Genomic DNA, 25,488 nt, shown 5'->3' on the forward strand with positions numbered 1-25,488 from the left:
GGGTGGCTGCTAGAGTCCAGCCATGGGGACCCCATTGGACGACTTCCTGCGCCACTTCGCCGAGCTGTCCGACGCCGCCCACGCGGCCCGTCAGGCGGAGCACACCGGCCCGCAGCTGGGCGACGCCCTCGACAAGCACCTCGGCGCAGACGCCTCCGCCCTGCCGGTGGTCACCGAGGAGCATCCCGCGCACCGCCTCGCCGACGTGGCCCGCGCCCTGGGCGTCCTCTGCGGCGGTGGAGGCCGGCTGATCGGCGTCGGCGGTCCGGAGCGGCACCACCTGGCCCTGCAGGACATGCTCGTGCAACGCCGTGGGTTCCAGCTGCCCCTGGCGGAGCCCGAGTACCGTTCGGTCGCCATCGGGCCCGACGAGCAGGAGCGCGTGGTCTCCTTCGGCGTGCACTTGTTCCACCGCGGCGCCGTTCCCCTGGCCGTCCTGCTCCGGGCGGCCAATCCGCAGTTCGGGCGCGGCGCGACGTCCCTCGAGGTCATCGGCCCCGACGCGGGGGCCGTCGACGGCTTCATCGGGGAGGTCCGCGGCCACTTGCGCCGCCACAGCATCTACCAGGGCCACGTCGTCTCCTTCACGGCGAACGAGTTCGAGGCGACGACGGGCGGCGTGACCTTCCACCGCCGGCCGGAGCTGGAGGCGTCCGACGTCGTCCTGCCCGCGGGCGTGCTGGAGAGGATCGAACGCCACGTCGTCGACCTCGGAGCGCACCGTGGGGCCCTGCTCGCGGCCGGGCAGCACCTCAAGCGCGGGGTCCTGCTCTACGGGCCGCCGGGAACCGGCAAGACGCACACCGTCCGCTACCTCCTGGGGCGGGCCCGGGGGACGACGGCGGTGCTGCTCTCGGGCGGTTCACTCGCCCTCGTCTCGGAGGCGGCCCGGCTCGCCCGTGCGCTGCAGCCCGCCGTCGTCGTGCTGGAGGACTGCGACCTCGTCGCAGGGGACCGCGGACACCTTCCCGGTGCGCAGCCGCTGCTCTTCGAGGTCCTCGAGGCCATGGACGGGCTCGATCCGGACGCGGACGTCGCATTCGTGCTGACCACGAACCGGGTCGACCTGCTGGAGCGGGCGCTCGCGCAGCGACCCGGCCGGGTCGACCTGGCCGTGGAGATCCCGCGGCCGGAGAGGGAGCAGCGCCGTGCCCTGCTGGCGCTCTACGCCGACGGCCTGGACCTCGACGACGCGGTCCTCGACGCGGCGGCCGGGCGGACGGAGGGCACCACGGCGTCGTTCGCCAAGGAGCTCGTGCGGCGGGCGGTGCTCGCCGCGGCGCTCGCCGGGACGCAGGTCGAGGGCCGGCACCTGGCCGGGGCGGTCGAGGAGCTCATGGCCGACGGCGCCGCGCTGACCCGCAGCCTGCTCGGCGGCGACGGATCGGGCGTCCCGCCCGGGACGGCGCCGGACGCCGGTCCGGGAGGCGACGAGGGCGTGGACTTCGGCTTCGTCGCAGGACCCGCGCAGGGATCGTTCGGATGGTTCGCCCAGGCGCCCGGCACCGGGCAGGTGTTCGGCCCCGGCGCCCACGCCTCGTCGCTCGACGTCGGCTGGGACGAACCGGACGCACGGGATGCGGCCGCCGGCCCCGTCGACGGGGACTGAGCCGCGCTAGTCGAGCCGCCCGACGCCGACCACGGTGACGACCGCCGCTCCGGCCTCGTCCGAGGCGGCGAGGTCGACCACCGCGTCGATGCCCCAGTCGAGGTGGCCCGCCGGATCCTTGAAGATCTGGCGGACCTTCCACCGCGTGGGCTCCGGCGTGATGACGAGCAGCTGCGGCCCCCGGGCGGCGGGACCGTCGTCGATGTCCTCGTGCTCGTCGAAGTAGGCGTCCATCGCGTCGGCCCACGCGTCGGCGTCGAAGCCGTGCTGGCCGTCGAGCTCGCCGAGGGCGCGGTCCTGCTCGTCGGCGAAGAGCTGCACGCGGCGGAACATCTCGTTGCGCACCATGACGCGGAAGGCCCGCTCGTTCGAGGTGAGCCGTTCAGGGACCGGCGGAACGATCTCCTCGGAGGCGTCGCGGGGCCCTGCACCGGAGGCGAGCTCCTCCCATTCGTCGAGGAGGCTCGAGTCGGTCTGCCGCACGAGCTCGCCGAGCCACGCGACCAGGTCCTCGAGGTCCTCGCGCAGCGCGTCCTGCGGTACGGTCTGGCGCAGCGCCTTGTAGGCGTCGGTGAGGTAGCGCAGCAGGATGCCCTCCGACCGGGCGAGCGAGTAGAACTGGATGTACTCGCCGAACGACATCGCGCGTTCGTACATGTCCCGCACCACGGACTTCGGCGCGAGCTCGAAGTCCCCGAGCCACGGGGCGCCCTGGCGGTAGGTCTCGAACGCCGCCTCGAGCAGCTCTTCGAGGGGCTTGGCGTAGGAGACCTCGTCGAGGGCGGCCATGCGGGCCTCGTATTCCACGCCGTCGGCCTTCATCGCCGCGACGGCCTCGCCCCGGGCCTTCTTCTCCTGCGCGGCGAGGACCTGGCGCGGCTTTTCCAGGGTCGCCTCGATGACGGAGACGACGTCGAGGGCGTACGACGGCGAGTCCCGGTCCAGGAGCTCGAGGCTCGCCATCGCGAACGGGGAGAGCGGCTGGTTGAGGGCGAAGTTCTGCTGCAGGTGGACCGTGAGGCGCAGCCGGTTCCCGTGCTCGTCGGGTTCCCGGGTGCGCTCGACGACGCCGGTCGCGAGCAGCTCGCGCAGGATGCCCAGGGCGCGGCGCAGCAGGGCGCGCTGGCGTGCGGGTGGCTCGTGGTTCTCCGTCAGGAGCCGGCGTGCCGCCGCAAAGGAGTCGCCGGGCCGCTCGAGCAGGTTCAGCAGCATCGAATGCGTGACCTGGAAGCTCGACTGCAGGGGCTCCGGCGTGGAGACGACCATCTTGTCGAAGGTCTTCTCGCTCCAGGAGACGAAGCCCTGCGGGGGCTTCTTCTTCACGACCTGGCGCAGCTTGCGCTGGTCGTCGCCGAATTTTGCGACGGCCTTGTCCATGGCCTTCTTGTTCTCGATCGCGAACTCGGGGGCCTGGACCACGACCGTTCCGGCCGTGTCGAACCCGGCGCGCCCGGCCCGTCCGGCGATCTGGTGGAACTCGCGGGCATTCAGGGGACGAGTACGGGTTCCGTCGTACTTGGACAGGGCCGTGAGCATCACCGTGCGGATCGGCACGTTGATGCCCACGCCGAGGGTATCCGTGCCGCAGATGACCTTGAGCAGGCCCGCCTGGGCCAGCTGCTCGACGAGGCGCCGGTACTTGGGCAGCATCCCGGCGTGGTGGACGCCGATGCCGTGCCGCACGAGCCGGTTGAGCGTCTTGCCGAACCCGGCGCTGAAGCGGAACCCGGCGATGAGCTCGGCGATCCGGTCCTTCTCCTCGCGGGTGCAGACGTTGATGCTCGTGAGGTTCTGCGCCCGCTCGATGGCCTCCAGCTGGCTGAAATGCACGACGTAGACGGGCGACTGCCGCGTGGAGAGCAGTTCCTGCAGGGACTCCTGGACGGGGTCCTCGGAGTAGTAGTAGTGCAGCGGGATCGGGCGTTCCGCGTGGGCCACCGTGACGGTGGGGCGTCCCGTGCGCAGGGTGAGCTCGTCCTCGAAGCGCGTGACGTCGCCCAGCGTCGCGGACATGAGCAGGAACTGGGCCTGCGGCAGCTCGAGGAGCGGCACCTGCCACGCCCAGCCGCGCTGGGGGTCGGAGTAGAAGTGGAACTCGTCCATGACGACCGTTCCGACGTCCGCGTCGGCGCCTTCCCGCAGCGCGATGTTCGCGAGGATCTCGGCCGTGCAGCAGATCACGGGGGCGTCGGCGTTGACCGAGGAGTCGCCCGTGACCATCCCGACGTTCTCCGGCCCGAAGATCTCGCAGAGGGCGAAGAACTTCTCCGAGACGAGGGCCTTGATGGGGGCCGTGTAGAAGCTGACCTCGCCGCGGGCGAGCGAGTGGAAGTGCGCGGCGACGGCCACGAGCGACTTACCCGAGCCCGTGGGCGTCGCGAGGACGACGTTGTGCCCCTGGACGAGCTCCATGACGGCCTCGTCCTGTGCCGGGTACAGGCCGATCCCGCGGTCGGAGACCCAGGAGGCAAAGGCGGCATAGGTGGAGTCGGGGGTCGTCCCGCGTGGGGGATCGGAGGGCAGCAGCGCGGTGAGAGTCATGGTCTCCCCAGCCTACTGCCGGGCGGAGCGGCCCCGCCTACGCTGGAGGCATGACCTGGGACCCAGCACAGTACGAGCGCTTCGCCGACCACCGCGACCGCCCCTTCCACGAGCTCACCGCACGCGTGCGGGCCGAGGCGCCGGCGCACGTCGTCGACCTCGGCTGCGGCCCCGGCCCGCTCACGGCCTCGCTCGCAGCCCGCTGGCCCGGCGCCCGCGTCGAGGGGCTGGACTCCTCGCCGGAGATGATCCGCGAGGCGCTGGCCCGGCACGCGTCCAGCCCCGACCTCGCCTCGGGCCGGCTGGGCTTCGCGCTCGCCGATGCCGCCTCGTGGATTCCGGACGAGGACGTCGACGTCCTCGTCAGCAACGCCATGCTGCAGTGGATCCCGGACCACGCCCGGCTCGTTGAACGGTGGCTCGACGCCCTCCGCCCGGGCGCCTGGTTCGCCGCCCAGGTCCCCGGAAACTTCGGGGCGCCGTCCCACGCGCTGATGCGCCGCCTCGCGTCGAGCCCGCGCTGGGATCCCGTGCTCGGCTCCGTCCTGCGCGCCGACCCGGTGGGGGAACCGGCCGACTACGTACGGCTCCTCGTCGACGCGGGCTTCGAGGCGGACGTGTGGGAGACGGGCTACCAGCAGCTGCTGCCCGGGGCCGATCCCGTCCTGGAATGGGTGCGCGGGACGGGCCTGCGCCCGGTCCTCGCCCGGCTGGACGCAAGGCAGACCGAGGAGTTCGAGGCCGAGTACGCGGCCCTGCTGCGCGACGCCTACCCGCCCCGCACGGCGCCCGACGGGACGACGTACACCGTCTTCCCGTTCCGGCGGATCTTCTTCACGGGGCGCAAGCGCTAGGAGGCGTCACCAGCCGCGGGCCGCCCATTCCGGCACGTGCGGACGCTCCGCCCCCAGCGTCGTGCCGCGGCCGTGCCCCGGATGGACGAGGGAGTCGTCGGGATAGGCGCCGAAGAGACGTTCCGAGACATCGGCCAGGAGGGACGCGAAGCGCTCGGGGTCCTGCTGGGTGTTACCGACGCCTCCGGGGAACAGCGAATCGCCCGTGAAGAGGTGCGCCGGCCCGGCGGGATCCTCGTAGACGAGGGCGACGGAGCCGGGAGTGTGCCCCCGCAGGTGGACGGCCGTGAGCTCGAAGCCGTCGAAGCGGCCCACGTCTCCGTGGTCCAGCCGGACGTCGATCCGCACGCCGGTGGCCATCTCGATCGCCTCGGCGTCCCCGCTCCCCGCGGCAAGCCGGGCCCCCGTGGCCTCCGCGAGCGCGGCCAGCGCCCCGATGTGGTCGGCGTGCCGGTGGGTCGTCACGATGAGTGCCAGGCCCGCGTCCCCCTCGGCATCCGCGGCACCCTCGCGGAGCAGGCCGAGCAGCGCCGGCGCGTCGGCGGCGGCGTCGACCAGGACCTGGGCGCCGGTGCGGCGATGCGTCAGGAGATAGCAGTTGTTGTCCATCGCGCCGACCGCCAAGCGGCGGACGACGACGTCGCGCAGGGAATGCAGCAGGGTCGGGGAACCGGTGTTCTCGCTCATGGCCCCAGCGTAGCGGCGCCGCCGCCCCGCGCGGCTACGCTGGATGCGGGCCCGGCCGCCGCGGGCCCCCGACGAAGGGACACGACATGGACGACGTCCTCGACGACGTGGTCGACCTCCAGCCCGGGGGAGCGCACCCGTACGAGCAGATCCGTCAGCAGGTCATCGCCGCCGTCCGGGACGGCCGCCTCGTCGCCGGAACCCGGCTTCCCTCGGTCCGCGCGCTCGCCGGACGGCTGGGCGTCGCAGTGAACACGGTCGCGCGCTCCTACCGCGAGCTCGAGGCCCTGGGCGTCGTGAGGACCCGGGGGCGCAACGGCACCCTCGTCCAGGCCGGGGACGACGACGGGGCGGGGCCCCTGGCCGACGCGGCCGCGGAGTTCGCCGCCCTCGCCCGCCAGTGGGGCGTCGATCCGGAGCGGGCGCTCGCGTACGTGCGGGCGGCCTTCGAGGCGCGCTAGGTTCGAACGAGCTTTCGAAGACACTTTCGACTACCATGTGAACGTGGCTATTCCTTCCCAGACCGAACTCCAGGACCCCACCCTCGACGGCGAGCTGCTTCCGGCGCGCCCCGACCAGTCGCGGCTGATCGTCAAGGGCGCGCGCGAGCACAACCTGCGCAACGTCGACCTGGACCTGCCGCGCGACTCGATGATCGTGTTCACCGGACTGTCCGGTTCCGGGAAGTCCTCCCTCGCCTTCGACACGATCTTCGCCGAGGGACAGCGGCGCTACGTCGAGTCGCTCTCCGCCTACGCCCGCCAGTTCCTCGGCCAGGTGGACAAGCCCGACGTCGACTTCATCGAGGGGCTCTCGCCCGCCGTCTCCATCGACCAGAAGTCGACGAGCAAGAACCCCCGCTCCACCGTGGGCACCATCACCGAGATCTACGACTACATGCGCCTGCTCTGGGCGCGCGTCGGGCGTCCCCACTGCCCGGTCTGCGGCGAGGTCGTCGCCCGGCAGACGCCGCAGCAGATCGTCGACCAGCTCCTCGAGCTCGAGGACGGGACGCGCTTCCAGGTCCTGGCCCCCGTCGTCCGCGGCCGCAAGGGCGAGTTCGTCGACCTGTTCAAGGAGCTCGCGGCAAAGGGCTACTCGAGGGCCCGCGTCGACGGGGAGACCGTCCAGCTCAGCGACCCGCCGAAGCTCGGCAAGCAGTTCAAGCACACCATCGAGGTCGTGGTGGACCGCCTCGTGATCAAGGAGGGCATCCGGCAGCGCCTCACCGACTCGGTGGAGACCGCGCTGGGCCTGGCCGAGGGCCGCGTCCTGGCCGACTTCGTGGACCTCGACGCCCAGGACGACGCCCGTGTCCGGGCGTTCTCCGAGCACCTCGCGTGCCCCAACGAGCACCCGCTCGCGATCGACGAGATCGAGCCGCGCTCCTTCTCCTTCAACAACCCCTTCGGCGCGTGCCCCGCCTGCACCGGCATCGGCACGCGGCTCGAGGTCGATGAGGAGCTCGTCGTCCCCGATCCCTCGACGTCGCTGCGTGACGGGGCGATCGCCCCCTGGTCGCTCGGGACCGCGACCACCGAATACTGGAACCGCCTCCTCGAGGGCCTCGCCCACGAGCTCGGCTTCTCGATGGACACGGCGTGGGGCAGGCTTCCGGCCTCGGTGCGGACGGCCGTGCTGCACGGCAAGGACCACAAGGTCGTGGTGCAGTACCGCAACCGCTTCGGCCGCGAGCGCAAGTACAGTACGGGCTTCGAGGGCGTCGTCCAGTACATCCACCGCAAGCACCAGGAAACCGAGTCGGAGAACGCGCGCGACCGCTACGAGGAGTACATGCGGCAGATCCCGTGCCCCGAGTGCAACGGCGCCCGCCTGAATCCCGCCTCGCTGTCCGTGCTCATCAACGGGCGCTCCATCGCCGAGGTGGCCGCGATGCCGCTGCGCGACTGCGCGGACTTCCTGCACGGGCTCGAGCTGACGGGCCGGGAGCGGCAGATCGCGCAACAGGTCCTCAAGGAGATCCAGGCGCGCCTGTCCTTCCTGCTCGACGTGGGCCTCGAGTACCTCAACCTCGAGCGAGCCGCGGGCACGCTCTCCGGCGGCGAGGCCCAGCGCATCCGCCTCGCTACGCAGATCGGCTCCGGCCTCGTCGGCGTCCTCTACGTCCTGGACGAGCCGTCCATCGGCCTGCACCAGCGGGACAACCGCCGCCTCATCGAGACGCTCAGCCGGCTGCGCGACCTCGGGAACACGCTCATCGTCGTCGAACACGACGAGGACACCATCCACGAGGCGGACTGGATCGTCGACATCGGACCCGGCGCCGGCGAACACGGCGGACACGTCGTGCATTCCGGGCCGCTCGCGGGACTTCTGGAGAACGGCGAGTCGCTCACGGGTGCCTACCTCTCCGGCCGCAAGTCCATCGAGCTGCCAGCGGCCCGCCGCCCGGTGGACCGCAAGCGCCAGATCACCGTCGTCGGGGCGCGCGAGAACAACCTGCGGGACGTCAAGGTGAACTTCCCGCTCGGCGTCCTCACGGCCGTCACCGGCGTGAGCGGCTCGGGGAAGTCCACGCTCGTCAACGACATCCTCTACAAGGTCATGGCCAACAAGCTCAACGGCGCCAAGCAGGTCGCGGGGCGGCACACGCGCGTCGAGGGCCTGGAGCACCTGGACAAGGTGATCCACGTGGACCAGAGCCCCATCGGACGCACGCCGCGCTCGAACCCCGCGACCTACACGGGCGTGTTCGACCACGTGCGCAAGCTCTTCGCGGAGACCAACGAGGCCAAGGTGCGCGGCTACCAGCCGGGACGCTTCTCGTTCAACGTCAAGGGCGGCCGCTGCGAGGCCTGCACGGGTGACGGCACGCTGAAGATCGAGATGAACTTCCTGCCCGACGTCTACGTCCCGTGCGAGGTCTGCCACGGCGCCCGCTACAACCGCGAGACGCTCGAGGTCCACTACAAGGGCAAGACCATCGCCGACGTCCTCGACATGCCCATTGAAGAGGCCGCGGAGTTCTTCGCCGCCTTCACTCCGATCGCCCGGCACCTGAACACGCTCGTCGACGTCGGCCTGGGCTACGTCCGGCTCGGCCAGCCGGCGACGACCCTTTCCGGCGGCGAGGCGCAGCGCGTCAAGCTCGCCGCCGAGCTGCAGAAGCGCTCCAATGGAAGGAGCATCTACGTCCTGGACGAGCCGACCACGGGATTGCACTTCGAGGACATCCGCAAGCTCCTGCTCGTGCTGCAGAGCCTCGTGGAGAAGGGGAACACGGTCATCACGATCGAGCACAACCTCGACGTGATCAAAAGCGCGGACTGGGTCATCGACCTCGGGCCGGAGGGGGGCTCCGGCGGCGGCATGGTCATCGCGGAGGGGACGCCGGAAAAGGTCGCCCGGTCCACGGACAGCCACACGGGGCGCTTCCTGGCCGAGCTCCTGGCCCCCGCCGGACGCTAGCCGGGACCGGCGTCGTATGCCGTGTCCGGCATGGACCACCGGACCGCGGGCCCATCCATGGCAGAATGACCCGGTGATGATTCCCGCCCGCGCCGTGCTCTTCGACCTCGACGGCACGCTCGTCGACCCGGCCGGTGCCATCACCGGCGGCATCCTCCACGCCCTGAGGCGCAACGGGATCGCCGACCCGGGGCGCGAGCGACTCGACGCGATGGTCGGCCCGCCGCTGGCCGAGAGCCTGCTGGCCCTGCCCGGCATGACTGACGCCCTGCTCCCCGAGGTCATCGCGGACTACCGCGCCGAGTACGCCGCCCGGGGCATGGCGGCGAGCCGCGTCTACCCGGGACTGCGCGGACTCCTGTCCCGTCTCCGCGCCGAGGGGACGGCGCTGGCCGTGGCCACGTCCAAGCCCGAGCCGATCGCCCTGCGCCTGCTCGAGGTCCAGGGCCTGCTCGACGCCGTCGACTCCGTCCACGGGACGGACCTCGAGGAGACATCCCACGCCGGGCACGGCAAGGCGCCCCTCGTGGCCGCGGCCCTGCAGACGCTCGGGGCCGATCCCGCGCACGCCGTCATGGTGGGGGACCGGAGCTTCGACGTCGAGGGCGCCCATGCCAACGGCATCCCCTGCATCGGCGTCTCGTGGGGCTTCGCCCTGGACGGCGAGCTCGCGGAGGCCGGAGCCGACGCCGTCGCCGACGACACCGACGGGCTCGCCGGGCTCCTCGCGGACCTGGGGCCGTGGGCCGGGGCGGGCAGCGCGCCCGGGAGCGCCACCGGCACGGACGGCGGTGCCTCCTAGATGGCCGTGTACGACGGCGTCCGCGCGGGCTTCCGCGGGGTCATCAACGCCACCTGCCGCCCGACCGTGACGGGACTCGAGCACATCCCCGCCGAGGGGCCGTTCATCGTGGCGGCCAACCACTTGTCCTTCCTCGACAGCATCATCATCCAGGCGCTCATGCCCCGGCCGGTCGCGTTCTTCGCCAAGGCCGAGTACTTCACGACCCCGGGGCTCAAGGGCCGGGCCATGAAGGCGTTCTTCGAGTCCGTCGGGTCCATCCCTGTCCAGCGCGGCGAACAGGCGGCGTCCGTCGCCGCACTGGACTCGCTCGTGGAGATCCTCTCCGCCGACGGCGGGGTCGGCATCTACCCCGAGGGCACGCGCTCGCGCGACGGGCGGCTCTACCGCGGGCGGACCGGCGTCGGCTGGCTGGCCCTGTCGACGGGGGCCCCCGTCGTCCCCGTGGGCCTGATCGGCACCGAGCGGCTACAGCCGCCGGACAAGAACCGGATCGTCCCGCGCCACTTCACCCTGAGCGTCGGCGAGCCGCTGCGCTTCGAACACACCGGGCCCAAGCACCCCCTGCCCGCGCGCCGCCAGGCCACGGACCGGATCGTGGACGCCATCGCCGCGCTGACCGGCCAGGAGCGCTGCGACGGCTACAACCAGGCTCCCGCGGCGGAGTAGCGTAGGGGCATGGCCGATCCCAGCAGCTACCGGCCGCGCACGGGGGACATCCCCACGGCGCCGGGCGTGTACCGCTTCCGCGACCCCCGCGGCCGCGTGGTCTACGTCGGCAAGGCCAAGAGCCTGCGCCAGCGGCTCGTCTCCTACTTCGCCCATCCCGCGGGACTCACTCCGAAGACCCACGCCATGGTGCACACCGCCTCAAGCGTGGAGTGGACCGTGGTCGGCAGCGAGCTCGAGGCGCTGCAGCTCGAGTACACCTGGATCAAGGAGTTCTCGCCCCGGTTCAACATCATGTTCCGGGACGACAAGTCCTACCCGTACCTCGCGGTGACGCTGGGGGAGAAGTTCCCCCGGGCGCAGGTCATGCGCGGAGACCGCCGCAAGGACGTCAAGTACTTCGGGCCCTTCTATCCCGCCAAGGCGATCCGCGAGACGCTCGATACGCTGCTGCGGGTCTTCCCCGTCCGGACGTGCAGCCCCGGGGTCCTCAAGCGGGCCCAGCAGTCGGGCCGGCCGTGCCTGCTCGGCTACATCGACAAGTGCGCCGCACCGTGCGTGGGCCGCATCAGCCCCGAGGACCACCGGGCCCTGGCGGAGGACCTGTGCCGGTTCATGGGCGGCGAGGGCACGCGTTTCATCCGCGACCTGGAGCGGGACATGGCCGCGGCGGTCGGGGCCCTCGAGTACGAGCGCGCCGCGATGCTGCGGGACGACATCGCCGCGCTCAAGCGCGTCTTCGAGCGCAACGCCGTCGTCTTGTCCGAGGACACCGACGCCGACGTCTTCGCCGTCGCCGAGGACGAGCTCGAGGCGGCGGTCCAGGTCTTCCACGTCCGGAACGGGCGCATCCGGGGCCAGCGCGGCTGGGTCGTGGAGAAGGTGGAGGACACGACGCCGGAGGACTTCGTCGAGCACCTGCTGCAGCAGGTCTACGGAGAGGACCGGGGCGGCGACCGGCTGCCGCGGGAGGTCCTCGTCCCCGTCCTGCCCGAGGACCCGGAGCGGGTCGCGGCCTGGCTGCGCGGCCTGCGCGGCGCGGTCGTCGGCCTGCGGGTGCCGCGCCGCGGCGAGAAGGCCGCGCTCCTGGACACGGTCCGGGAGAACGCCGAGCAGGCGCTGCGCCTGCACAAGTCACGGCGGGCCGGTGACATCAGCACCCGCAGCGCCGCCCTCCAGGAGCTGCAGGAGGCCCTGGGCCTGGCGGTCCCGCTCCTGCGGATCGAGTGCTACGACATCTCGCACGTCCAGGGAACCAACGTCGTGGCCTCGATGGTCGTCGTGGAGGACGGGCTGCCGAAGAAGTCGGACTACCGCAAGTTCGCCATCACGGGCGACGCGGCCCGGGACGACACCGCATCGATGTTCGACGTCATCACCCGCCGCTTCCGCCACTACCTCGAGGACCAGCAGTCGCTCGTCCCGGCCGTCAGCGGGGAGATCGACGCCGCCGCGGAGGGCCGGCGGACGCCGCGCCGCTTCGCGTACCCGCCCTCGCTCGTGGTGGTCGACGGCGGACCGCCCCAGGTCGACGCGGCCGTGCGGGCGCTCGAAGCCCTGGGAATCGACGACATCCCCGTCGTCGGGCTCGCCAAGCGCCTGGAGGAGCTGTGGCTCCCCGACGACGAGTTCCCCGTCGTGCTGCCGCGCGCCTCGGACGGGCTGTACCTGCTCCAGCGGATCCGCGACGAGGCCCACCGCTTCGCGATCACCTTCCACCGCCAGAAGCGCTCCGCCTCGATGACGGCCTCGCTCCTGGACCAGGTCCCCGGCCTCGGACCGGCGAAGCGTCAGGCCCTCCTGAAGCACTTCGGCTCGCTCAAGAAGATGCGCGCCGCGGCGGAGGAGGACTTCCTCGCGGTGCCCGGGATCGGGCCCGCACTCGCCCGGAACCTTGCCACCGCCCTCGCCGTTCCGTCCCAGGACTCCGGTCCGGAGGAGACGGACGCGGGGGACGGCGCGCAGCGGGTCAACACGGCCACGGGGGAGCTGCTCGACTGAACCGCCCACGGCGGGCGGCGCGGCCCCGGGCGTGACAGACTAGGACGCATGAGCAGCGAGTTGGCACCAGTGAAGCCCGCGGAATCGGAACTCCTCATCGTCACCGGCATGTCGGGGGCGGGGCGGACCACGGCGGCGCACGCGCTCGAGGACCACGGGTGGTACGTCGTCGAGAACCTGCCGCCGCAGCTGCTCGGCACCCTGACCGAGCTCGTGGCGCGGATGCCCGGTTCGATCCCGAAGCTCGCCGTCGTCATGGACGTGCGCAGCAAGTCCCTCTTCCCGGAGCTCCGGGACAACCTGGCGCAGTTGCGCGCTGCCGGGATCCAGTACCGCGTGCTCTTCCTCGACGCGAGCGACGACCTCCTCGTCCGCCGCTTCGAGCAGGGCCGCCGTCCCCACCCCCTCCAGGGCGACGGCCGGATCCTCGACGGCATCGCCGCGGAGCGCGAGGTCCTCCGCGAGCTCAAGGACCGCGCCGAGCTCGTCGTCGACACGACGCCGATGAACGTCCACGCCCTCGCGACCGCGATCACCGAGCTGTTCTCGGAGTCCGGACCCGTGGTGCTGCGGCTCAACGTCATGAGCTTCGGCTTCAAGTACGGGCTGCCCTCCGACGCCAACTACGTCGCCGACGTGCGCTTCATCCCCAACCCGCATTGGGTCCCGGAACTGCGGCCCCACACGGGCCAGGAAGCCGTGGTCCGCGACTACGTGCTCGCGGCCCAGGGCGCCTCGGAGTTCATCGAGCGCTACCTCTCCGCGCTCGAGCCGGTGCTCGAGGGGTACCGCCGCGAGAACAAGCACTATGGCACCATCGCGATCGGATGCACGGGGGGCAAGCACCGCTCCGTCGCCGTCAGCGAGGAGATCGCCCGGCGCCTGGGACAGCTGCCCGGCATCACCGTGACCGTCAACCACCGCGACCTGGGCCGGGAGTAGCGATGACGTTCCTCACGGGGCAGCTGCCCCTCGTCCCGCCCCGCAACCAGCAGGGGGCGGAGGCCGCCGTGCGCGTCGCGGCGCTCGGCGGCGGCCACGGCCTCTCGGCCTCCCTCGCCGCGCTGCGCCGCCTCGCGACCGAGCTGACCGCGATCGTCACGGTCGCGGACGACGGCGGATCCTCCGGCCGCCTGCGCGGCGAGTTGGACGTGCTGCCGCCGGGGGACCTGCGGATGGCCCTCGCCGCGCTGTGCGACGACACCGACTGGGGCAGGACCTGGCGCGACGTCATGCAGCACCGCTTCACGTCCCGGGAGGGCTCGGCCGCGTCCCTCGACGGGCACGCGCTCGGCAACCTCCTGATCGTCACGCTGTGGGAACTGCTCGGGGACACGGTGGCCGGCCTGCGCTGGGCCGGCGCCCTGCTGGGGGCCCGCGGACAGGTGCTTCCCATGAGCACCGTGCCGTTGACCATCTCGGGCGAGGTCCTCTCGACGGGCGACGGGGACTCGCTCGTCCGCCGGCGGATCGTCGGCCAGGCCAAGCTGGCCGCCGCCGGGCACTCGAGCATGGTCTCCAACGTCGAGCTCGCCCCCGAGGACGCCCCCGCCTGCCCCGAGGCCCTCGAGGCCATCGAGCTGGCGGACTGGGTCGTGCTCGGGCCGGGATCCTGGTACACCTCGGTCCTGCCGCACCTCCTCCTGCCCCAGATGCGCCAGGCCCTCGAATCGACTCCGGCACGGCGCCTGCTGACCATGAACCTCGCCACACGCACGCAGGAGACCGCGGGCATGTCGGCGGCCGACCACTTGCGGGTCGTCTCCCGCTACGCCCCGGAGCTGCGCATCGACGCAGTGGTCGCCGACCCGTCGTCGATCGAGGACGTCGGGGCCTTCGAGGAGGCGGCCCGGCGGCTCGGGGCGCGGTGCTTCTTCGGTAGAGTGGCCCAGGGGCCGGGCAGCTCCGTCCACGAGCCTCTGCGGCTCGCGACCGCCTACCAGGACGTCTTCACGTCCTTCGGGCCCCACCACAACGGCAGTGAGGAAAACGAGAGATGGCACTGACAGCCTCGGTCAAGGAGGAGCTGTCCCGTCTGGAGGTCAAGAAGTCCTCGGAGCGGAAGGCGGAGGTCTCCGCGACCTTGCGCTTCGCGGGCGGGCTCCACATCATTTCCGGCCGGATCGTGATCGAGGCCGAGGTCGACCTCGCCGCGACAGCGCGGCGGCTGCGGCAGGCGATCGCCGAGGTCTACGGCCATTCCTCGGAGATCATCGTCGTCTCCGGGGGCGCCCTCCGGCGCGGCAACCGCTACGTCGTCCGCGTGGTCCGCGAGGGCGAGTCCCTCGCCCGGCAGACCGGCCTGCTCGACGGCCGCGGCCGCCCGGTCCGCGGGCTGCCCTCGGTCATCGTCAACGGTTCGACGGCGGACGCCGAGGCCGTCTGGCGCGGCGCCTTCCTCGCGCACGGCTCGCTCACCGAGCCGGGCCGCTCCTCCGCCCTCGAGGTCACGTGTCCGGGGCCGGAGGCAGCGCTCGCGCTCGTCGGCGCGGCCCGCCGTCTCGGCATCACGGCCAAGGCGCGCGAGGTGCGCGGCGTCGACCGCGTCGTGATCCGCGATGGCGACAGCATCGCCGTCCTCCTGACCCGCATGGGGGCGCACGACGCCCTCATGGTGTGGGAGGAGCGCAGGATGCGCAAGGAGGTCCGCGCGACCGCCAACCGATTGGCGAACTTCGACGACGCCAACCTCCGCCGCTCCGCGCAGGCCGCCGTCGCCGCCGGCGCCCGGGTCGAGCGCGCCCTGGAGATCCTGGGCGACGACGTCCCCGACCACCTCCAGTACGCCGGAGCGCTCCGCGTGGCGCACAAGCAGGCGAGCCTCGACGAGCTCGGCCGGCTCGCCGATCCGCCGATGACCAAGGACGCGATCGCCGGCCGGATCCGCCGGCTCCTGGCCATGGCGGACAAGCGGGCCGCCGAGCTGGGAATACCCGGCACCGAGGACAGCGTTACGGCTGACATGCTGGACAACTAGGCGCGCGGCGCTGGATGACGGGCGCCCGGGCACGGAAACCGGCAAAGCACTAGTGTTGACCCTGGACCGCCCGGCGCCCCGCGCCGCCGCGTCCAGGAAGAGTTTCCGCCGCCGAGAGGCGCGGGAAGCACGACCAGGAAGGCACTCCGAGCGGAGTGCACGACGAATGGAGGAACACATGTCCAAGTACACCCTCCCGGAGCTGTCGTACGACTACGCAGCGCTGGAGCCGCACATTTCCGCACGGATCATGGAGCTGCACCACAGCAAGCACCACGCCACCTACGTCGCCGGCGCCAACACCGCCCTCGAGCAGCTGGCCGAGGCCCGCGAGAAGGGCGAGTTCGGCAACATCCCGAAGCTGTCCAAGGACCTGGCCTTCCACCTCGGTGGCCACACCAACCACTCGATCTTCTGGGAGAACCTCTCTCCCGAGGGCGGCGACAAGCCGGAAGGCGAGCTGGCCGCGGCGATCGACGACGCGTTCGGCTCCTTCGACGCCTTCCGTGCGCACTTCACCAACGCGGCGCTGAGCCTGCAGGGCTCGGGCTGGGCGCTCCTGTCCTTCGAGGGCCTCGGCGGCAACCTCGTCATCGAGCAGCTCTACGACCAGCAGGGCAACGTCCCGGTCGGCACGACCCCGCTGCTCATGCTCGACATGTGGGAGCACGCCTTCTACCTCGACTACGTCAACGTCAAGGCCGACTACGTCAAGGCGTTCTGGAACATCGTGAACTGGGCGGATGTCGCCCGCCGCTTCGAGGCCGCCCGCGCCGGCGCCTCGGCCCTGATCGTTCCCGGCAAGTAGCCGTCGGCCGTCACAAGACGGCCATCAGGCAGTAACTCATGTCACATCAACGCGTCACATGACGTAGGATGTTGGCAACGGAATCCACGGGCCCCGCGCCCGGCCATCCCCGGACCGGGAGCCCGTGGATTCCGGCCAGCAGCACGCTGGCGGCACAACGGAGTGTCCTCTTTTTTGAACAGGCCACTCCGCGGTGCACCTCCCTTTCCGGGGTCCGCGGTGGGCACCATTCCGGCAAGGAGAATCATCAAGTGACTACCCGTGTAGGCATCAACGGCTTCGGACGTATCGGACGCAACTTCCTGCGGGCCGCCCTCGCCCAGGACACCACCCTGGAGATCGTCGCCGTCAACGACCTCGGCAAGATCAACGACCTCGCCAACCTGCTCAAGTTCGACTCCGTCCTGGGCCGCTTCCCCGAAGAGGTCTCCGTGGACGGCGCCTACCTCGTCGTCGGCGAACGCCGCATCAAGGTCCTGTCCCAGAAGGACCCGGCCAACCTCGGCTGGGGCGAGCTCGGCGTCGACGTCGTGATCGAGTCGACCGGCTTCTTCACGAAGGCCGAGGACGCCGAGAAGCACCTGCAGGCGGGTGCCAAGAAGGTCGTCATCTCCGCCCCGGCGAAGCACGAGGACATCACGATCGTCATGGGCGTGAACCACGAGAAGTACGATCCGGCGACGCACCACATCATCTCCAACGCCTCGTGCACCACCAATTGCCTCGGCCCCGTGGCGAAGGTCCTCAACGACCAGTTCGGGATCGTCGACGGCCTGATGACCACCATCCACGCCTACACGGCGGACCAGAACCTCCAGGACGCCCCGCACAGCGACCCGCGCCGTGCCCGCGCCGCGGCCCTGAACATGGTGCCGACCTCCACCGGCGCCGCCAAGGCGATCGGCCTCGTCCTGCCGGAGCTCAAGGGCAAGCTCGACGGCTACGCCATGCGCGTCCCGGTTCCCACCGGCTCCGCGACCGACCTGACGGTCACCCTGGCCCGCGAGGCCACGGTCGAGGAGATCAACGCCGCCTTCAAGAAGGCCTCCGAGGAGGGCCCGCTCAAGGGACTGCTGAAGTACTCGGAGGACCCGCTCGTCTCCACCGACATCACGACCGATCCGGCCTCGGCGATCTTCGATGCGCCGCTGACCAAGGTCATCGGCAGCACCGTCAAGGTCCTGGCCTGGTACGACAACGAGTGGGGCTACAGCTCCCGCCTCGTCGACCTGGCGCAGTATGTCGGCGGGAAGCTCGGCTAGCACCGGGGATTCGGTTAGCCTGAAGCCATGACTTCCCACACTCTCGACGAGCTCATCGCCGATGGTGTCCGCGGGCGGCACGTTCTGGTCCGGAGCGACCTGAACGTGCCGCTCGACGGTTCCACCGTCACCGACGACGGCCGCGTCCGCGCGTCGCTTCCCGTCCTGTCCACCCTCGTCGACGCGGGTGCCCGCGTCGTCGTCATGGCCCACCTCGGACGCCCGAAGGGCGCCCCGGATCCGGCCTACTCGATCGCACCGGCCGCGGACCGGCTCCGCGAGCTCGCGGACTTCCCGGTCCAGACGGCGGCCGACGTCGTCGGCGAGGACGCCCGTGCCCGTGCCGCCGCCCTGGAGGACGGCTCCGTCCTGGTCCTCGAGAACGTCCGCTTCGATCCCCGCGAGACGAGCAAGGACGACGCAGAGCGCGCCGCCTTCGCGGCCGAGCTCAAGTCGCTGACGGGCGAGGGCGGGGCGTACGTCGACGACGCGTTCGGCGCCGTGCACCGCAAGCACGCGTCCGTCTACGACATCGCCGCCGTGCTGCCCGCCTACCAGGGCGAGCTGGTCCGCACCGAGGTCGAGGTCCTGAAGACCCTCACCGAGGCGCCCAAGCGGCCCTACGTCGTCGTCCTCGGCGGATCCAAGGTCTCCGACAAGCTCGCGGTCATCGACAACCTCCTGGGCCGCGCCGACCACCTGCTCATCGGCGGGGGCATGGCCTTCACCTTCCTCAAGGCCCAGGGCCACGAGGTCGGCAAGAGCCTGCTCGAGGAGGACCAGCTCGACACCGTGCGCGGCTACCTCTCGCGAGCGCAGGAGCTCGGTTGCGACATCATCCTGCCCACCGACATCGTCGTGGCGGACAGGTTCGGCGCGGACGCCGAGCACGAGGTCCTTCCGGCCACCGCCCTCGAGTCCGGACGCTTCGGCGCCGGCGGGCTCGGCCTCGACATCGGGCCGGCCTCCGCCGAGCAGTTCGGCAGCTACATCCGCTCCGCCAACACGGTCTTCTGGAACGGCCCCATGGGCGTGTTCGAGATCGAGGCGTTCGCGGGAGGCACGCGGGGCGTCGCCCAGGCCCTCGCCGACTCCGAGGCGTTCAGCGTCGTTGGCGGCGGCGACTCCGCGGCCGCCGTGCGCACGCTGGGTTTCCACGAGGACGACTTCGGCCACATCTCCACGGGCGGCGGCGCGAGCCTCGAGTACCTCGAAGGCAAGGAACTGCCCGGACTGACCGCTTTGGAAGGCAAGTAGACATGACCTCGAGCACCAACGGCGCCTTCGACCGGCGCCCGCTGATCGCCGGCAACTGGAAGATGAACATGGACCACGTCCAGGGCATCACCCTCCTGCAGAAGCTGGCCTGGACGCTGGACGACGCCAAGCACGACTTCGACCGCGTCGAGGTCTCCGTCTTCCCGCCGTTCACCGACCTGCGCGGCGTACAGACCCTTGTCGCGGGCGACGACCTGCCGGTCGTCTACGGTGGCCAGGACCTCTCGCCGCACGACTCCGGCGCGTACACGGGCGACGTCTCCGGCCAGTTCCTGGCCAAGCTGGGCTGCCGGTACGTCCTCGTCGGCCACAGCGAGCGGCGCACGATCCACGGCGAGTCCGACGAGCTGCTGCGCAGCAAGGTCGGGGCCGCGCTGCGGCACGGCCTCGCGCCCGTGCTGTGCGTCGGCGAGGGCCTCGAGGTCCGCCGCGCCGGAACGCACGTCGAGCACACGCTCGCCCAGGTGCGCGCCGCGCTGGAGGGCTTCGACGCCGCCCAGCTCAAGGACCTCGTCATCGCCTACGAGCCCGTCTGGGCCATCGGCACGGGCGAGGTCGCGGGCCCGGAGGACGCCCAGGAGATGTGCGCCGCCCTGCGCGCGGAACTCGCCGGACTGTTCGGCGAGGAGACGGCCGGGGCCACGCGCCTGCTCTACGGGGGATCGGTCAAGGCCGCCAACGCCGCGGCCATCCTGCGTGGACGCGACGTCGACGGGCTGCTCGTCGGCGGTGCCAGCCTGGACCCGGCGGAATTTGCTAACATTGTCAGGTTCGAGCACCACCTGGTGACCGACTAGCCGGCGGTGCCGGACTTGACCGAAAGGCCGTAGTGGAAGCACTCAAGATCGTCCTGCAGGTGCTGCTTGGCATCACCAGCCTCCTGCTTGCCCTCCTGATCCTCCTGCACAAGGGTCGCGGCGGCGGCATGTCCGACATGTTCGGCGGCGGCGTCACCACGAACCTGGGGTCCTCCGGGGTGGCCGAGCGCAACCTGAACCGGCTCACCGTCGTCATGGGGCTCGTCTGGGGCGCCGTGATCATCGCGCTCGGACTCATCATGCGCTTCTCGCTGGAGTCCTGACAGGACCCGGCCGACCACGAGGAAGGGCCGCGCACCCCGCAGGGGGAGCGCGGCCCTTCTGGCGTGCGGCCCTTGTCCTGCCTGGCGCGCCGGCCGGGACGGGAGTCGCCGGGAACGGGCCGGGGACCCCGGCCGGTGGGGCCGGGGTGCCCGGGCGCGCTCAGCGGTCGCTGGCCGTGACGCTGCGCAGGTTCGTCTTGAAGAGCCCCTCGCGGACGACCTCGCCGAAGACCTCGTCGGGGTCCAGCCGGCGCAGCTCCTCGGCGAGGCACTCGGACAGTGGCCGGCGCGGCAGCGAGATCCGCTGCACCTGCTGGCCCGGCTGGTAGAGCTCGGCCACGTGGTCGTGCGGGCGCGTCAGCACCACGTCGCCGTCGAGGCGCGTGAAGCGCACGCTGCGCAGCCCCGTGGCCTCCGGCGCGGAGGCGATGGTCACCGGGATCCCGAGGGCCAGGGTGAGCCACGCCGCGAGGAGGACCGTGCTGGGGGAGTCGGCCGCGCCCTTGACCGTGATCGAGGTCAGCTCCGCGGGATCGAGCTGGTCCAGGACCGCGGCGAGCTGCGCGCGCCACAGCGTCAGGCGCGTCCACGCGAGGTCGGTGTCCCCGGCCACGTAGCCCTCCGAGATCGTGAAGAGCGCCTGCCGTGGATCGGCCTCGCTCCCGGAGTCGGTGATGCGGCGGTGGGCGATCCGGCCGATGTCCGTGCCCGAGGCCTTGGCGGGCACGCCGTGCGGCCACCAGGCCACGATCGGGGCGTCCGGGAGCAGGAGCCCGGCGACGAGCGACTCGTCGGCGGTGGCGATCTCGCCCTCGCCGTAGAGGACGACGACCTCCGAAGCGCCCGCGTCCCCGCCGACGCGCAGCTGGGCGTTCAGGACGGTCGGGGCCCCGGGATCGCCCTCGACGGCGACGATGATGCGGCAGGGGTGTTCGCGGCTCGCGAGGTTGGCCGCCTCGATGGCCTCCTCCTCGAATCCGGCGCGGGTGACGACGACGAGCGTGAGCACCCGGCTGAGCGCCACGACCCCCTCGGCCTCGCGCAGGTTGACGAGCTTCTTGGCCACCTTGGAGGTGGTGGTGTCCGGCAGGTCGACGATCATGGGCGCCGCCACGTCCTTCCATCACGCGCGAGTAGTTCATCCGCCGACGGCGGGCCCCAGCTTCCCGGGGCGTACGGTTCGGGTTGCTCGTCGAGCGCCGCCCAGTGCTCCTCGAAGGGGTCGAGGATCTTCCAGGAGAGCTCGACCTCCTCGTGGCGGGGGAAGAGCGGCGGCTCGCCGAGCAGGACGTCCAGGATCAGCCGCTCGTAGGCCTCGGGGCTCGACTCGGTGAAGGAGTGGCCGTAGCCGAAGTCCATCGTGACGTCGCGGATCTCCATCTGCGTCCCCGGCACCTTGGAACCGAAGCGGATGGTCGCGCCCTCGTCCGGCTGGACGCGGATGACGACGGCGTTCTGGCCGAAGTCGTCGTCGGAGTGGTCCCGGAAGAGCAGGTTCGGCGCGCGCTTGAAGACCACGGCGATCTCGGTGACCCGGCGTCCCAGGCGTTTGCCCGCGCGCAGGTAGAACGGCACGCCGGCCCAGCGGCGCGTGTTGATGTCGAGCCGGATCGCAGCGTAGGTCTCCGTCCGGGAGGCGGGATTGAAGCCCTCCTCGTCGAGGAAGCCCGTGACCTGCTCCCCGCCCTGCCAGCCGCCCGTGTACTGTCCGCGGGCCGAGTGCGTGGAGAGGTCCTCCGGCAGGCGCACCGCGGCGAGCACCTTCTCCTTCTCGGCGCGCAGGTGGTCGGCGTCGAAGGAAATGGGCTCCTCCATGGCCGTGAGGGCCAGGAGCTGGAGCAGGTGGTTCTGGATCACGTCGCGGGCCGCGCCGACGCCGTCGTAGTACCCGGCCCGGCCGCCGATGCCGATGTCCTCGGCCATGGTGATCTGCACGTGGTCCACGTAGTTGGCGTTCCACAGCGGCTCGAACAACTGGTTCGCGAAGCGCAGCGCCAGGAGGTTCTGCACTGTCTCCTTGCCGAGGTAGTGGTCGATCCGGAACACGGCGTCCGGCGGGAAGACCGATTCGACGATCGCGTTGAGCTCGCGCGCGGAGGCCAGGTCGTGGCCGAACGGCTTCTCGATGACGACGCGCCGCCACGGTGCGCCGTCACCCGCGCCCTCCTGGCCGCGCTCGGCGAGCCCGTGGCGCGAGAGCTGCTCGCACACCTGCTCGAACGAGTTCGGGGGGATGGAGAGGTAGAAGGCGTGGTTGCCGCGCGTGCCCCGGGAGCGCTCGAGCTCGTCGAGGGTCTCGCGCAGCCGGATGAACGCCTCGTCGTCGTCGAAGCCGCCCGTGATGAAGCGGAATCCGCCGGCGAGCTGCTCCCACACCGTCTCGTTGAAGGGCGTGCGCGCGCTCGCGCGCACCCACTCCCTGACCTCGGCGACGAACTCGTCGGCCGACCATCCGCGGCGGCCGAAGCCGACGACGGCGAAGCTCGGCGGGAGCAGGCCGCGGTTGGCGAGGTCGTAGACGGCGGGCATGAGCTTCTTGCGGGCGAGGTCGCCCGTGACGCCGAAGAACACGAGCGCGGAGGGCCCGGCGATCCGGCTGAGCCGGCGGTCGCGCCGGTCACGCAGGGGATTGCGTGCGGAGTCGTTCATGTGCTGCTTTCCATGGGGACGCCCGGGCGCGGAGGCGCCTGGGCGTCGGACGGGCCCGGCTAGCGGGACGAGGGGGCGAGGGCGGCGACGGCCGCGAGCAGCTGCGCCGTCCCGGCCTCGCGGTCGGTGAGGTGCAGCCGCAGAACCGGCCGGCCGAGGTCGGCGAGGACCTGGGCGTCACCGGCGGCCTGCGCCGCGATGAGCTCCCCGAAGGTGAACGGGCGTTCCGGGATGGACAGGTCGACGTCGGAGTCCGCCGTGATCTGCAGGTAGGCGCCCTGGCGCGGACCGCCCTTGTGGTACTGGCCCGTCGAGTGCAGGAAGCGCGGTCCCCAGCCGAACGTCGTCGGGCGCCCCGAGGCGGCGGCGAGGCCGTGGCGCGCGGCGGCGAGGCCGGACAGGCCGATCCGGTCCAGGTAGGCCTGGACCGAGAGGTAGCCGTCGGCGGGCAGCGCCGCCAGGAGCCGCTCCAGCGCGCCGGCCAGCCCGGACACGCCGTCGAGCAGCCCGTCCGTGGCCCGCAGCTCGATGGCGGCGTCGACGAGGGCGGCCGGAGCCGCCTCCGGCGTCGCGTCGAGCAGGCCGCGGGCGGCCGTTTTGGCCGCCTCGACGTCCGGCTGGTCGAAGGGGTTGATCCCCAGCAGCCGGCCGGCGACCACCGTCGCGTACTCCCACAGGAGCAGCTGGCTTCCGAGGGAGCCCGAGAGCCGGACCTCGTCGCCCAGGGGCGCGGCGTCGTCGTCGGAATCCGCCGTCAACCGGACCACGAGCACGTCCGCCGCCTGCTCCACGAGCTCGGGCGCACCCGACTCGACGACGACCGGGAGCACCCCGGTGCCGAGCTTGCCGGTGGACTCGGCGATCAGCTGCTCCGCCCAATCGGCGAAGCCGGGGATCCCGGAGCCCTCGTCGGTGAAGACGATCTTGTCCCGCAGCGGCGTGGTGCCGCCGAGGGCGGCACCGAGCGCCAGGCCGATGTTGTCCTCGTCGTCGTCCGCGAGGAACTCCGCCGCCTCCTCGGCCTCGTCCAGGAGCGCCGCGATGTCCACGCCGGCGAGGCCGGTCGGCACGAGCCCGAAGGCGGTGAGCGCCGAGTAGCGCCCGCCGACGTTCGGATCGGCGTTGAAGACGGCGCGGTAGCCGGCCGCCCGGGAGGTCCCGTCGAGGGGCGAGCCAGGATCGGTGACGACGACGATGCGGCGCGCCGCGTCGAGGCCGGCGTCGGTGAACGCCTGCTCGAACACGCGGCGCTGCGAGTCCGTCTCCACGGTGGAGCCGGACTTCGAGGAGACCACGAGGACGGTCTGCGCGATCCGCTCGGCGAGGGCACGGCCGACCATTTCCGGATCGGTGCTGTCCAGGACCGTCAGCTCGACGCCCGCGGTCGCCGCGATGACCTCCGGCGCGAGCGAGGAGCCGCCCATGCCGGCGAGCACGACGCGGTCCACGCCCTCGGCGCGCAGCTCGTCCCGCAGCGCGGTGATCTGCTCCACGAGCGGCCGCGAGGTCTCGGCGAGCTCGACCCAGCCGAGCCGGATCGAGGCCTCGGCCTCGGCCTCGGGGCCCCACAGGGTCGCGTCCTTGGCCGCGATCCGGGAGGCGACGCGGTCGGCGACGAGCGCCGGGACGTGGCGTTCGATGGCCTCGAGGGCGGCGCCGGAGGCCTGGAAGCCGAGGGTGCTCATGCCTGGGCCTTCGCGGTCGCCGCGTCGAGCGCCGACTGCACGTCCTGGAGCAGCTCGGCCCAGGCGGCCTCGAACTTCTGCACGCCCTCGGCCTCGAGGAGGCCTACGACGTCGTTGTAGTCGATGCCCTGGGCGGCGAGGGCATCGAGCACGGCGTTGGCCTCGGAGTACGTGCCGGTGACCGTGTCTCCCGAGACCTGGCCGTGGTCGGCCGTCGCCTCGAGGGTCTTCTCCGGCATCGTGTTCACGACGCCCGGGGCGACGAGACCGGTGACGTAGAGGGTGTCCGGGTAGGCCGGGTCCTTGACGCCGGTCGAGGCCCAGAGCGGGCGCTGGGGGCGAGCTCCCGCGGCCGCCAGGACGTTCCAGCGCTCGGAGCTGAAGAGCTCCTCGTAGACCTGGTAGGCCAGGCGGGCGTTGGCCAGTCCGGCCTTGCCCTTGAGCTCCAGGGCGGTCGCGGTGCCGAGGGCGTCGAGGCGCTTGTCGATCTCCGCGTCGACGCGGGAGACGAAGAAGGAGGCGACGGAGTGGATGCGGGCCAGGTCGTGACCGTTCTCGCGGGCCTGCTCGAGGCCGGACATGAACGCGTTGATCACGGCGCGGTAGCGCTCAAGCGAGAAGATCAGCGTCACGTTCACGCTGATGCCCTCAGCGAGGGTCGCCGTGATGGCCTCGAGGCCCTCGAGGGTCGCCGGGATCTTGATGTGCAGGTTGTCCCGGCCCACCTTGGCGTGGAGCTTCTTGGCCTCGGCGGCGGTGGCGGCGGTGTCGGCGGCCAGCCGCGGGTCGACCTCGAGCGAGACGCGGCCGTCGACGCCGTGGCTCGCGGTGGCGACGGGGGCGAAGAGGTCGCACGCACGGGCGACGTCGGTCGTGGTGATCTCGAAGACGGCCGTCTCCACGTCGGCACCGGCGGCCGCGAGCTCGGAGACCTGCTCGGCGTACGCGGCGTCGCCACCGGCGAGGGCCGCGGCGAAGATCGACGGGTTGGTGGTCACGCCGACGACGTTCTTGGACTCGATCAGGGTGCGCAGCGAGCCGGACTCGAGGCGCTCGCGCGAGAGGTCGTCGAGCCAGATGGAGACGCCCGCGTCGGACAGCGCCTGGGTGTTCGGGTTGCTCATGGAGTGGATCCTTCCAGAAAGGGGAACGTGGT

Annotated in this window: 21 protein-coding genes; 15 read left to right on the plus strand and 6 right to left on the minus strand. The window is 71.7% G+C overall.

All coding sequences use genetic code 11. From position 1 onward, the window contains the following. Positions 1 to 22 precede the first annotated feature (22 nt). On the plus strand, positions 23 to 1,609 hold the full coding sequence (locus AC0QR5_RS02630; RefSeq protein WP_329860082.1) for an ATP-binding protein: 1,587 nt from the start codon (positions 23 to 25) through the stop codon (positions 1,607 to 1,609). 6 nt (positions 1,610 to 1,615) lie between these two features. On the opposite strand, the gene AC0QR5_RS02635 is transcribed toward AC0QR5_RS02630, so the two are convergent. Further along, the gene (locus AC0QR5_RS02635) at positions 1,616 to 4,150 is read right to left on the minus strand and encodes a DEAD/DEAH box helicase (protein WP_329860084.1); all 2,535 of its coding nucleotides are present in this window, start codon (positions 4,148 to 4,150) and stop codon (positions 1,616 to 1,618) included. Between the two features lie 50 nt (positions 4,151 to 4,200). Here AC0QR5_RS02635 and AC0QR5_RS02640 point away from each other — a divergent pair, with 50 nt between their 5' ends. Beyond that, positions 4,201 to 5,004 carry a trans-aconitate 2-methyltransferase gene (locus tag AC0QR5_RS02640; RefSeq protein WP_329860086.1) on the plus strand — a complete coding sequence of 268 codons (804 nt, stop codon included), beginning with the start codon at positions 4,201 to 4,203 and terminating at the stop codon, positions 5,002 to 5,004. Positions 5,005 to 5,010: 6 nt separating this feature from the next. Here AC0QR5_RS02640 and AC0QR5_RS02645 read toward each other — a convergent pair whose 3' ends face one another. After that, positions 5,011 to 5,691, minus strand: coding sequence for an MBL fold metallo-hydrolase (locus AC0QR5_RS02645; RefSeq protein ID WP_329860087.1), 681 nt, complete (start codon positions 5,689 to 5,691; stop codon positions 5,011 to 5,013). An 86-nt stretch (positions 5,692 to 5,777) separates the two neighbouring features. Here AC0QR5_RS02645 and AC0QR5_RS02650 point away from each other — a divergent pair, with 86 nt between their 5' ends. The 13 genes from AC0QR5_RS02650 to secG all read left to right on the plus strand — a co-directional run bounded on the left by AC0QR5_RS02650 (position 5,778) and on the right by secG (position 19,998). Further along, entirely contained in the window at positions 5,778 to 6,152 is a 375-nt protein-coding gene (locus AC0QR5_RS02650; RefSeq protein ID WP_329860089.1) for a GntR family transcriptional regulator, read from the plus strand. 94 nt (positions 6,153 to 6,246) lie between these two features. Next, a complete protein-coding gene (uvrA, locus tag AC0QR5_RS02655; RefSeq protein ID WP_329860114.1) occupies positions 6,247 to 9,120 on the plus strand; it encodes an excinuclease ABC subunit UvrA in 2,874 nt (957 codons plus the stop codon). 76 nt (positions 9,121 to 9,196) lie between these two features. Then, a complete protein-coding gene (locus tag AC0QR5_RS02660; RefSeq protein ID WP_329860115.1) occupies positions 9,197 to 9,922 on the plus strand; it encodes an HAD hydrolase-like protein in 726 nt (241 codons plus the stop codon). Beyond that, on the plus strand, positions 9,923 to 10,591 hold the full coding sequence (locus tag AC0QR5_RS02665) for a lysophospholipid acyltransferase family protein (protein ID WP_329860090.1): 669 nt from the start codon (positions 9,923 to 9,925) through the stop codon (positions 10,589 to 10,591). 9 nt (positions 10,592 to 10,600) lie between these two features. Then, positions 10,601 to 12,592: an excinuclease ABC subunit UvrC gene (gene uvrC / locus AC0QR5_RS02670; protein ID WP_329860091.1), complete on the plus strand. Its 1,992-nt coding sequence runs from the start codon at positions 10,601 to 10,603 to the stop codon at positions 12,590 to 12,592. Positions 12,593 to 12,640: 48 nt separating this feature from the next. Continuing rightward, positions 12,641 to 13,534 carry an RNase adapter RapZ gene (gene rapZ / locus AC0QR5_RS02675; RefSeq protein WP_329860093.1) on the plus strand — a complete coding sequence of 298 codons (894 nt, stop codon included), beginning with the start codon at positions 12,641 to 12,643 and terminating at the stop codon, positions 13,532 to 13,534. Positions 13,535 to 13,536: 2 nt separating this feature from the next. Beyond that, positions 13,537 to 14,598, plus strand: a complete 1,062-nt coding sequence (locus AC0QR5_RS02680; protein WP_329860094.1) for a gluconeogenesis factor YvcK family protein — start codon at positions 13,537 to 13,539, stop codon at positions 14,596 to 14,598. Further along, positions 14,589 to 15,569 carry a DNA-binding protein WhiA gene (whiA, locus tag AC0QR5_RS02685; RefSeq protein ID WP_329860095.1) on the plus strand — a complete coding sequence of 327 codons (981 nt, stop codon included), beginning with the start codon at positions 14,589 to 14,591 and terminating at the stop codon, positions 15,567 to 15,569. Before AC0QR5_RS02680 ends, whiA begins: the two co-directional genes overlap by 10 nt. A gap of 178 nt (positions 15,570 to 15,747) precedes the next feature. Continuing rightward, a complete protein-coding gene (locus tag AC0QR5_RS02690) occupies positions 15,748 to 16,377 on the plus strand; it encodes a superoxide dismutase (RefSeq protein ID WP_329860096.1) in 630 nt (209 codons plus the stop codon). Between the two features lie 251 nt (positions 16,378 to 16,628). Beyond that, positions 16,629 to 17,639, plus strand: a complete 1,011-nt coding sequence (gene gap / locus AC0QR5_RS02695; protein ID WP_329860097.1) for a type I glyceraldehyde-3-phosphate dehydrogenase — start codon at positions 16,629 to 16,631, stop codon at positions 17,637 to 17,639. A gap of 27 nt (positions 17,640 to 17,666) precedes the next feature. Further along, complete coding sequence (locus AC0QR5_RS02700; RefSeq protein ID WP_329860099.1) at positions 17,667 to 18,896, plus strand: phosphoglycerate kinase; 1,230 nt, start codon at positions 17,667 to 17,669, stop codon at positions 18,894 to 18,896. 2 nt (positions 18,897 to 18,898) lie between these two features. Further along, positions 18,899 to 19,714 (plus strand): triose-phosphate isomerase, encoded by an 816-nt coding sequence (gene tpiA / locus AC0QR5_RS02705; RefSeq protein ID WP_329860101.1) that lies wholly within the window; start codon positions 18,899 to 18,901, stop codon positions 19,712 to 19,714. A gap of 32 nt (positions 19,715 to 19,746) precedes the next feature. Further along, positions 19,747 to 19,998 (plus strand): preprotein translocase subunit SecG, encoded by a 252-nt coding sequence (secG, locus tag AC0QR5_RS02710; RefSeq protein WP_329860102.1) that lies wholly within the window; start codon positions 19,747 to 19,749, stop codon positions 19,996 to 19,998. A 160-nt stretch (positions 19,999 to 20,158) separates the two neighbouring features. Here the strand turns inward: secG and AC0QR5_RS02715 are convergent, their stop codons facing one another. The 4 genes from AC0QR5_RS02715 to tal are packed head-to-tail and all read right to left on the minus strand — an operon-like array spanning position 20,159 to position 25,456. After that, complete coding sequence (locus AC0QR5_RS02715; RefSeq protein WP_329860103.1) at positions 20,159 to 21,100, minus strand: glucose-6-phosphate dehydrogenase assembly protein OpcA; 942 nt, start codon at positions 21,098 to 21,100, stop codon at positions 20,159 to 20,161. After that, positions 21,097 to 22,647: a glucose-6-phosphate dehydrogenase gene (gene zwf / locus AC0QR5_RS02720; RefSeq protein ID WP_329860105.1), complete on the minus strand. Its 1,551-nt coding sequence runs from the start codon at positions 22,645 to 22,647 to the stop codon at positions 21,097 to 21,099. Before zwf ends, AC0QR5_RS02715 begins: the two co-directional genes overlap by 4 nt. A gap of 59 nt (positions 22,648 to 22,706) precedes the next feature. Beyond that, entirely contained in the window at positions 22,707 to 24,332 is a 1,626-nt protein-coding gene (locus AC0QR5_RS02725; RefSeq protein ID WP_329860106.1) for a glucose-6-phosphate isomerase, read from the minus strand. Beyond that, positions 24,329 to 25,456 (minus strand): transaldolase, encoded by a 1,128-nt coding sequence (gene tal / locus AC0QR5_RS02730; protein ID WP_329860108.1) that lies wholly within the window; start codon positions 25,454 to 25,456, stop codon positions 24,329 to 24,331. The genes AC0QR5_RS02725 and tal overlap by 4 nt, the downstream gene beginning before the upstream one ends. Positions 25,457 to 25,488: the final 32 nt, after the last annotated feature.

Source organism: Arthrobacter sp. J156, from assembly GCF_056172865.1.

What these genes read in the sequence shown, in the direction of transcription:
- AC0QR5_RS02630 (WP_329860082.1), top strand. Translation starts at nt 23, where the DNA reads ATGGGGACCCCATTGGACGACTTCCTGCGCCACTTCGCCGAGCTGTCC.
- AC0QR5_RS02635 (WP_329860084.1), bottom strand. Translation starts at nt 4,150, where the DNA reads ATGACTCTCACCGCGCTGCTGCCCTCCGATCCCCCACGCGGGACGACC.
- AC0QR5_RS02640 (WP_329860086.1), top strand. Translation starts at nt 4,201, where the DNA reads ATGACCTGGGACCCAGCACAGTACGAGCGCTTCGCCGACCACCGCGAC.
- AC0QR5_RS02645 (WP_329860087.1), bottom strand. Translation starts at nt 5,691, where the DNA reads ATGAGCGAGAACACCGGTTCCCCGACCCTGCTGCATTCCCTGCGCGAC.
- AC0QR5_RS02650 (WP_329860089.1), top strand. Translation starts at nt 5,778, where the DNA reads ATGGACGACGTCCTCGACGACGTGGTCGACCTCCAGCCCGGGGGAGCG.
- AC0QR5_RS02660 (WP_329860115.1), top strand. Translation starts at nt 9,197, where the DNA reads ATGATTCCCGCCCGCGCCGTGCTCTTCGACCTCGACGGCACGCTCGTC.
- AC0QR5_RS02665 (WP_329860090.1), top strand. Translation starts at nt 9,923, where the DNA reads ATGGCCGTGTACGACGGCGTCCGCGCGGGCTTCCGCGGGGTCATCAAC.
- uvrC (WP_329860091.1), top strand. Translation starts at nt 10,601, where the DNA reads ATGGCCGATCCCAGCAGCTACCGGCCGCGCACGGGGGACATCCCCACG.
- rapZ (WP_329860093.1), top strand. Translation starts at nt 12,641, where the DNA reads ATGAGCAGCGAGTTGGCACCAGTGAAGCCCGCGGAATCGGAACTCCTC.
- AC0QR5_RS02680 (WP_329860094.1), top strand. Translation starts at nt 13,537, where the DNA reads ATGACGTTCCTCACGGGGCAGCTGCCCCTCGTCCCGCCCCGCAACCAG.
- whiA (WP_329860095.1), top strand. Translation starts at nt 14,589, where the DNA reads ATGGCACTGACAGCCTCGGTCAAGGAGGAGCTGTCCCGTCTGGAGGTC.
- AC0QR5_RS02690 (WP_329860096.1), top strand. Translation starts at nt 15,748, where the DNA reads ATGTCCAAGTACACCCTCCCGGAGCTGTCGTACGACTACGCAGCGCTG.
- AC0QR5_RS02700 (WP_329860099.1), top strand. Translation starts at nt 17,667, where the DNA reads ATGACTTCCCACACTCTCGACGAGCTCATCGCCGATGGTGTCCGCGGG.
- tpiA (WP_329860101.1), top strand. Translation starts at nt 18,899, where the DNA reads ATGACCTCGAGCACCAACGGCGCCTTCGACCGGCGCCCGCTGATCGCC.
- AC0QR5_RS02715 (WP_329860103.1), bottom strand. Translation starts at nt 21,100, where the DNA reads ATGATCGTCGACCTGCCGGACACCACCACCTCCAAGGTGGCCAAGAAG.
- zwf (WP_329860105.1), bottom strand. Translation starts at nt 22,647, where the DNA reads ATGAACGACTCCGCACGCAATCCCCTGCGTGACCGGCGCGACCGCCGG.
- AC0QR5_RS02725 (WP_329860106.1), bottom strand. Translation starts at nt 24,332, where the DNA reads ATGAGCACCCTCGGCTTCCAGGCCTCCGGCGCCGCCCTCGAGGCCATC.
- tal (WP_329860108.1), bottom strand. Translation starts at nt 25,456, where the DNA reads ATGAGCAACCCGAACACCCAGGCGCTGTCCGACGCGGGCGTCTCCATC.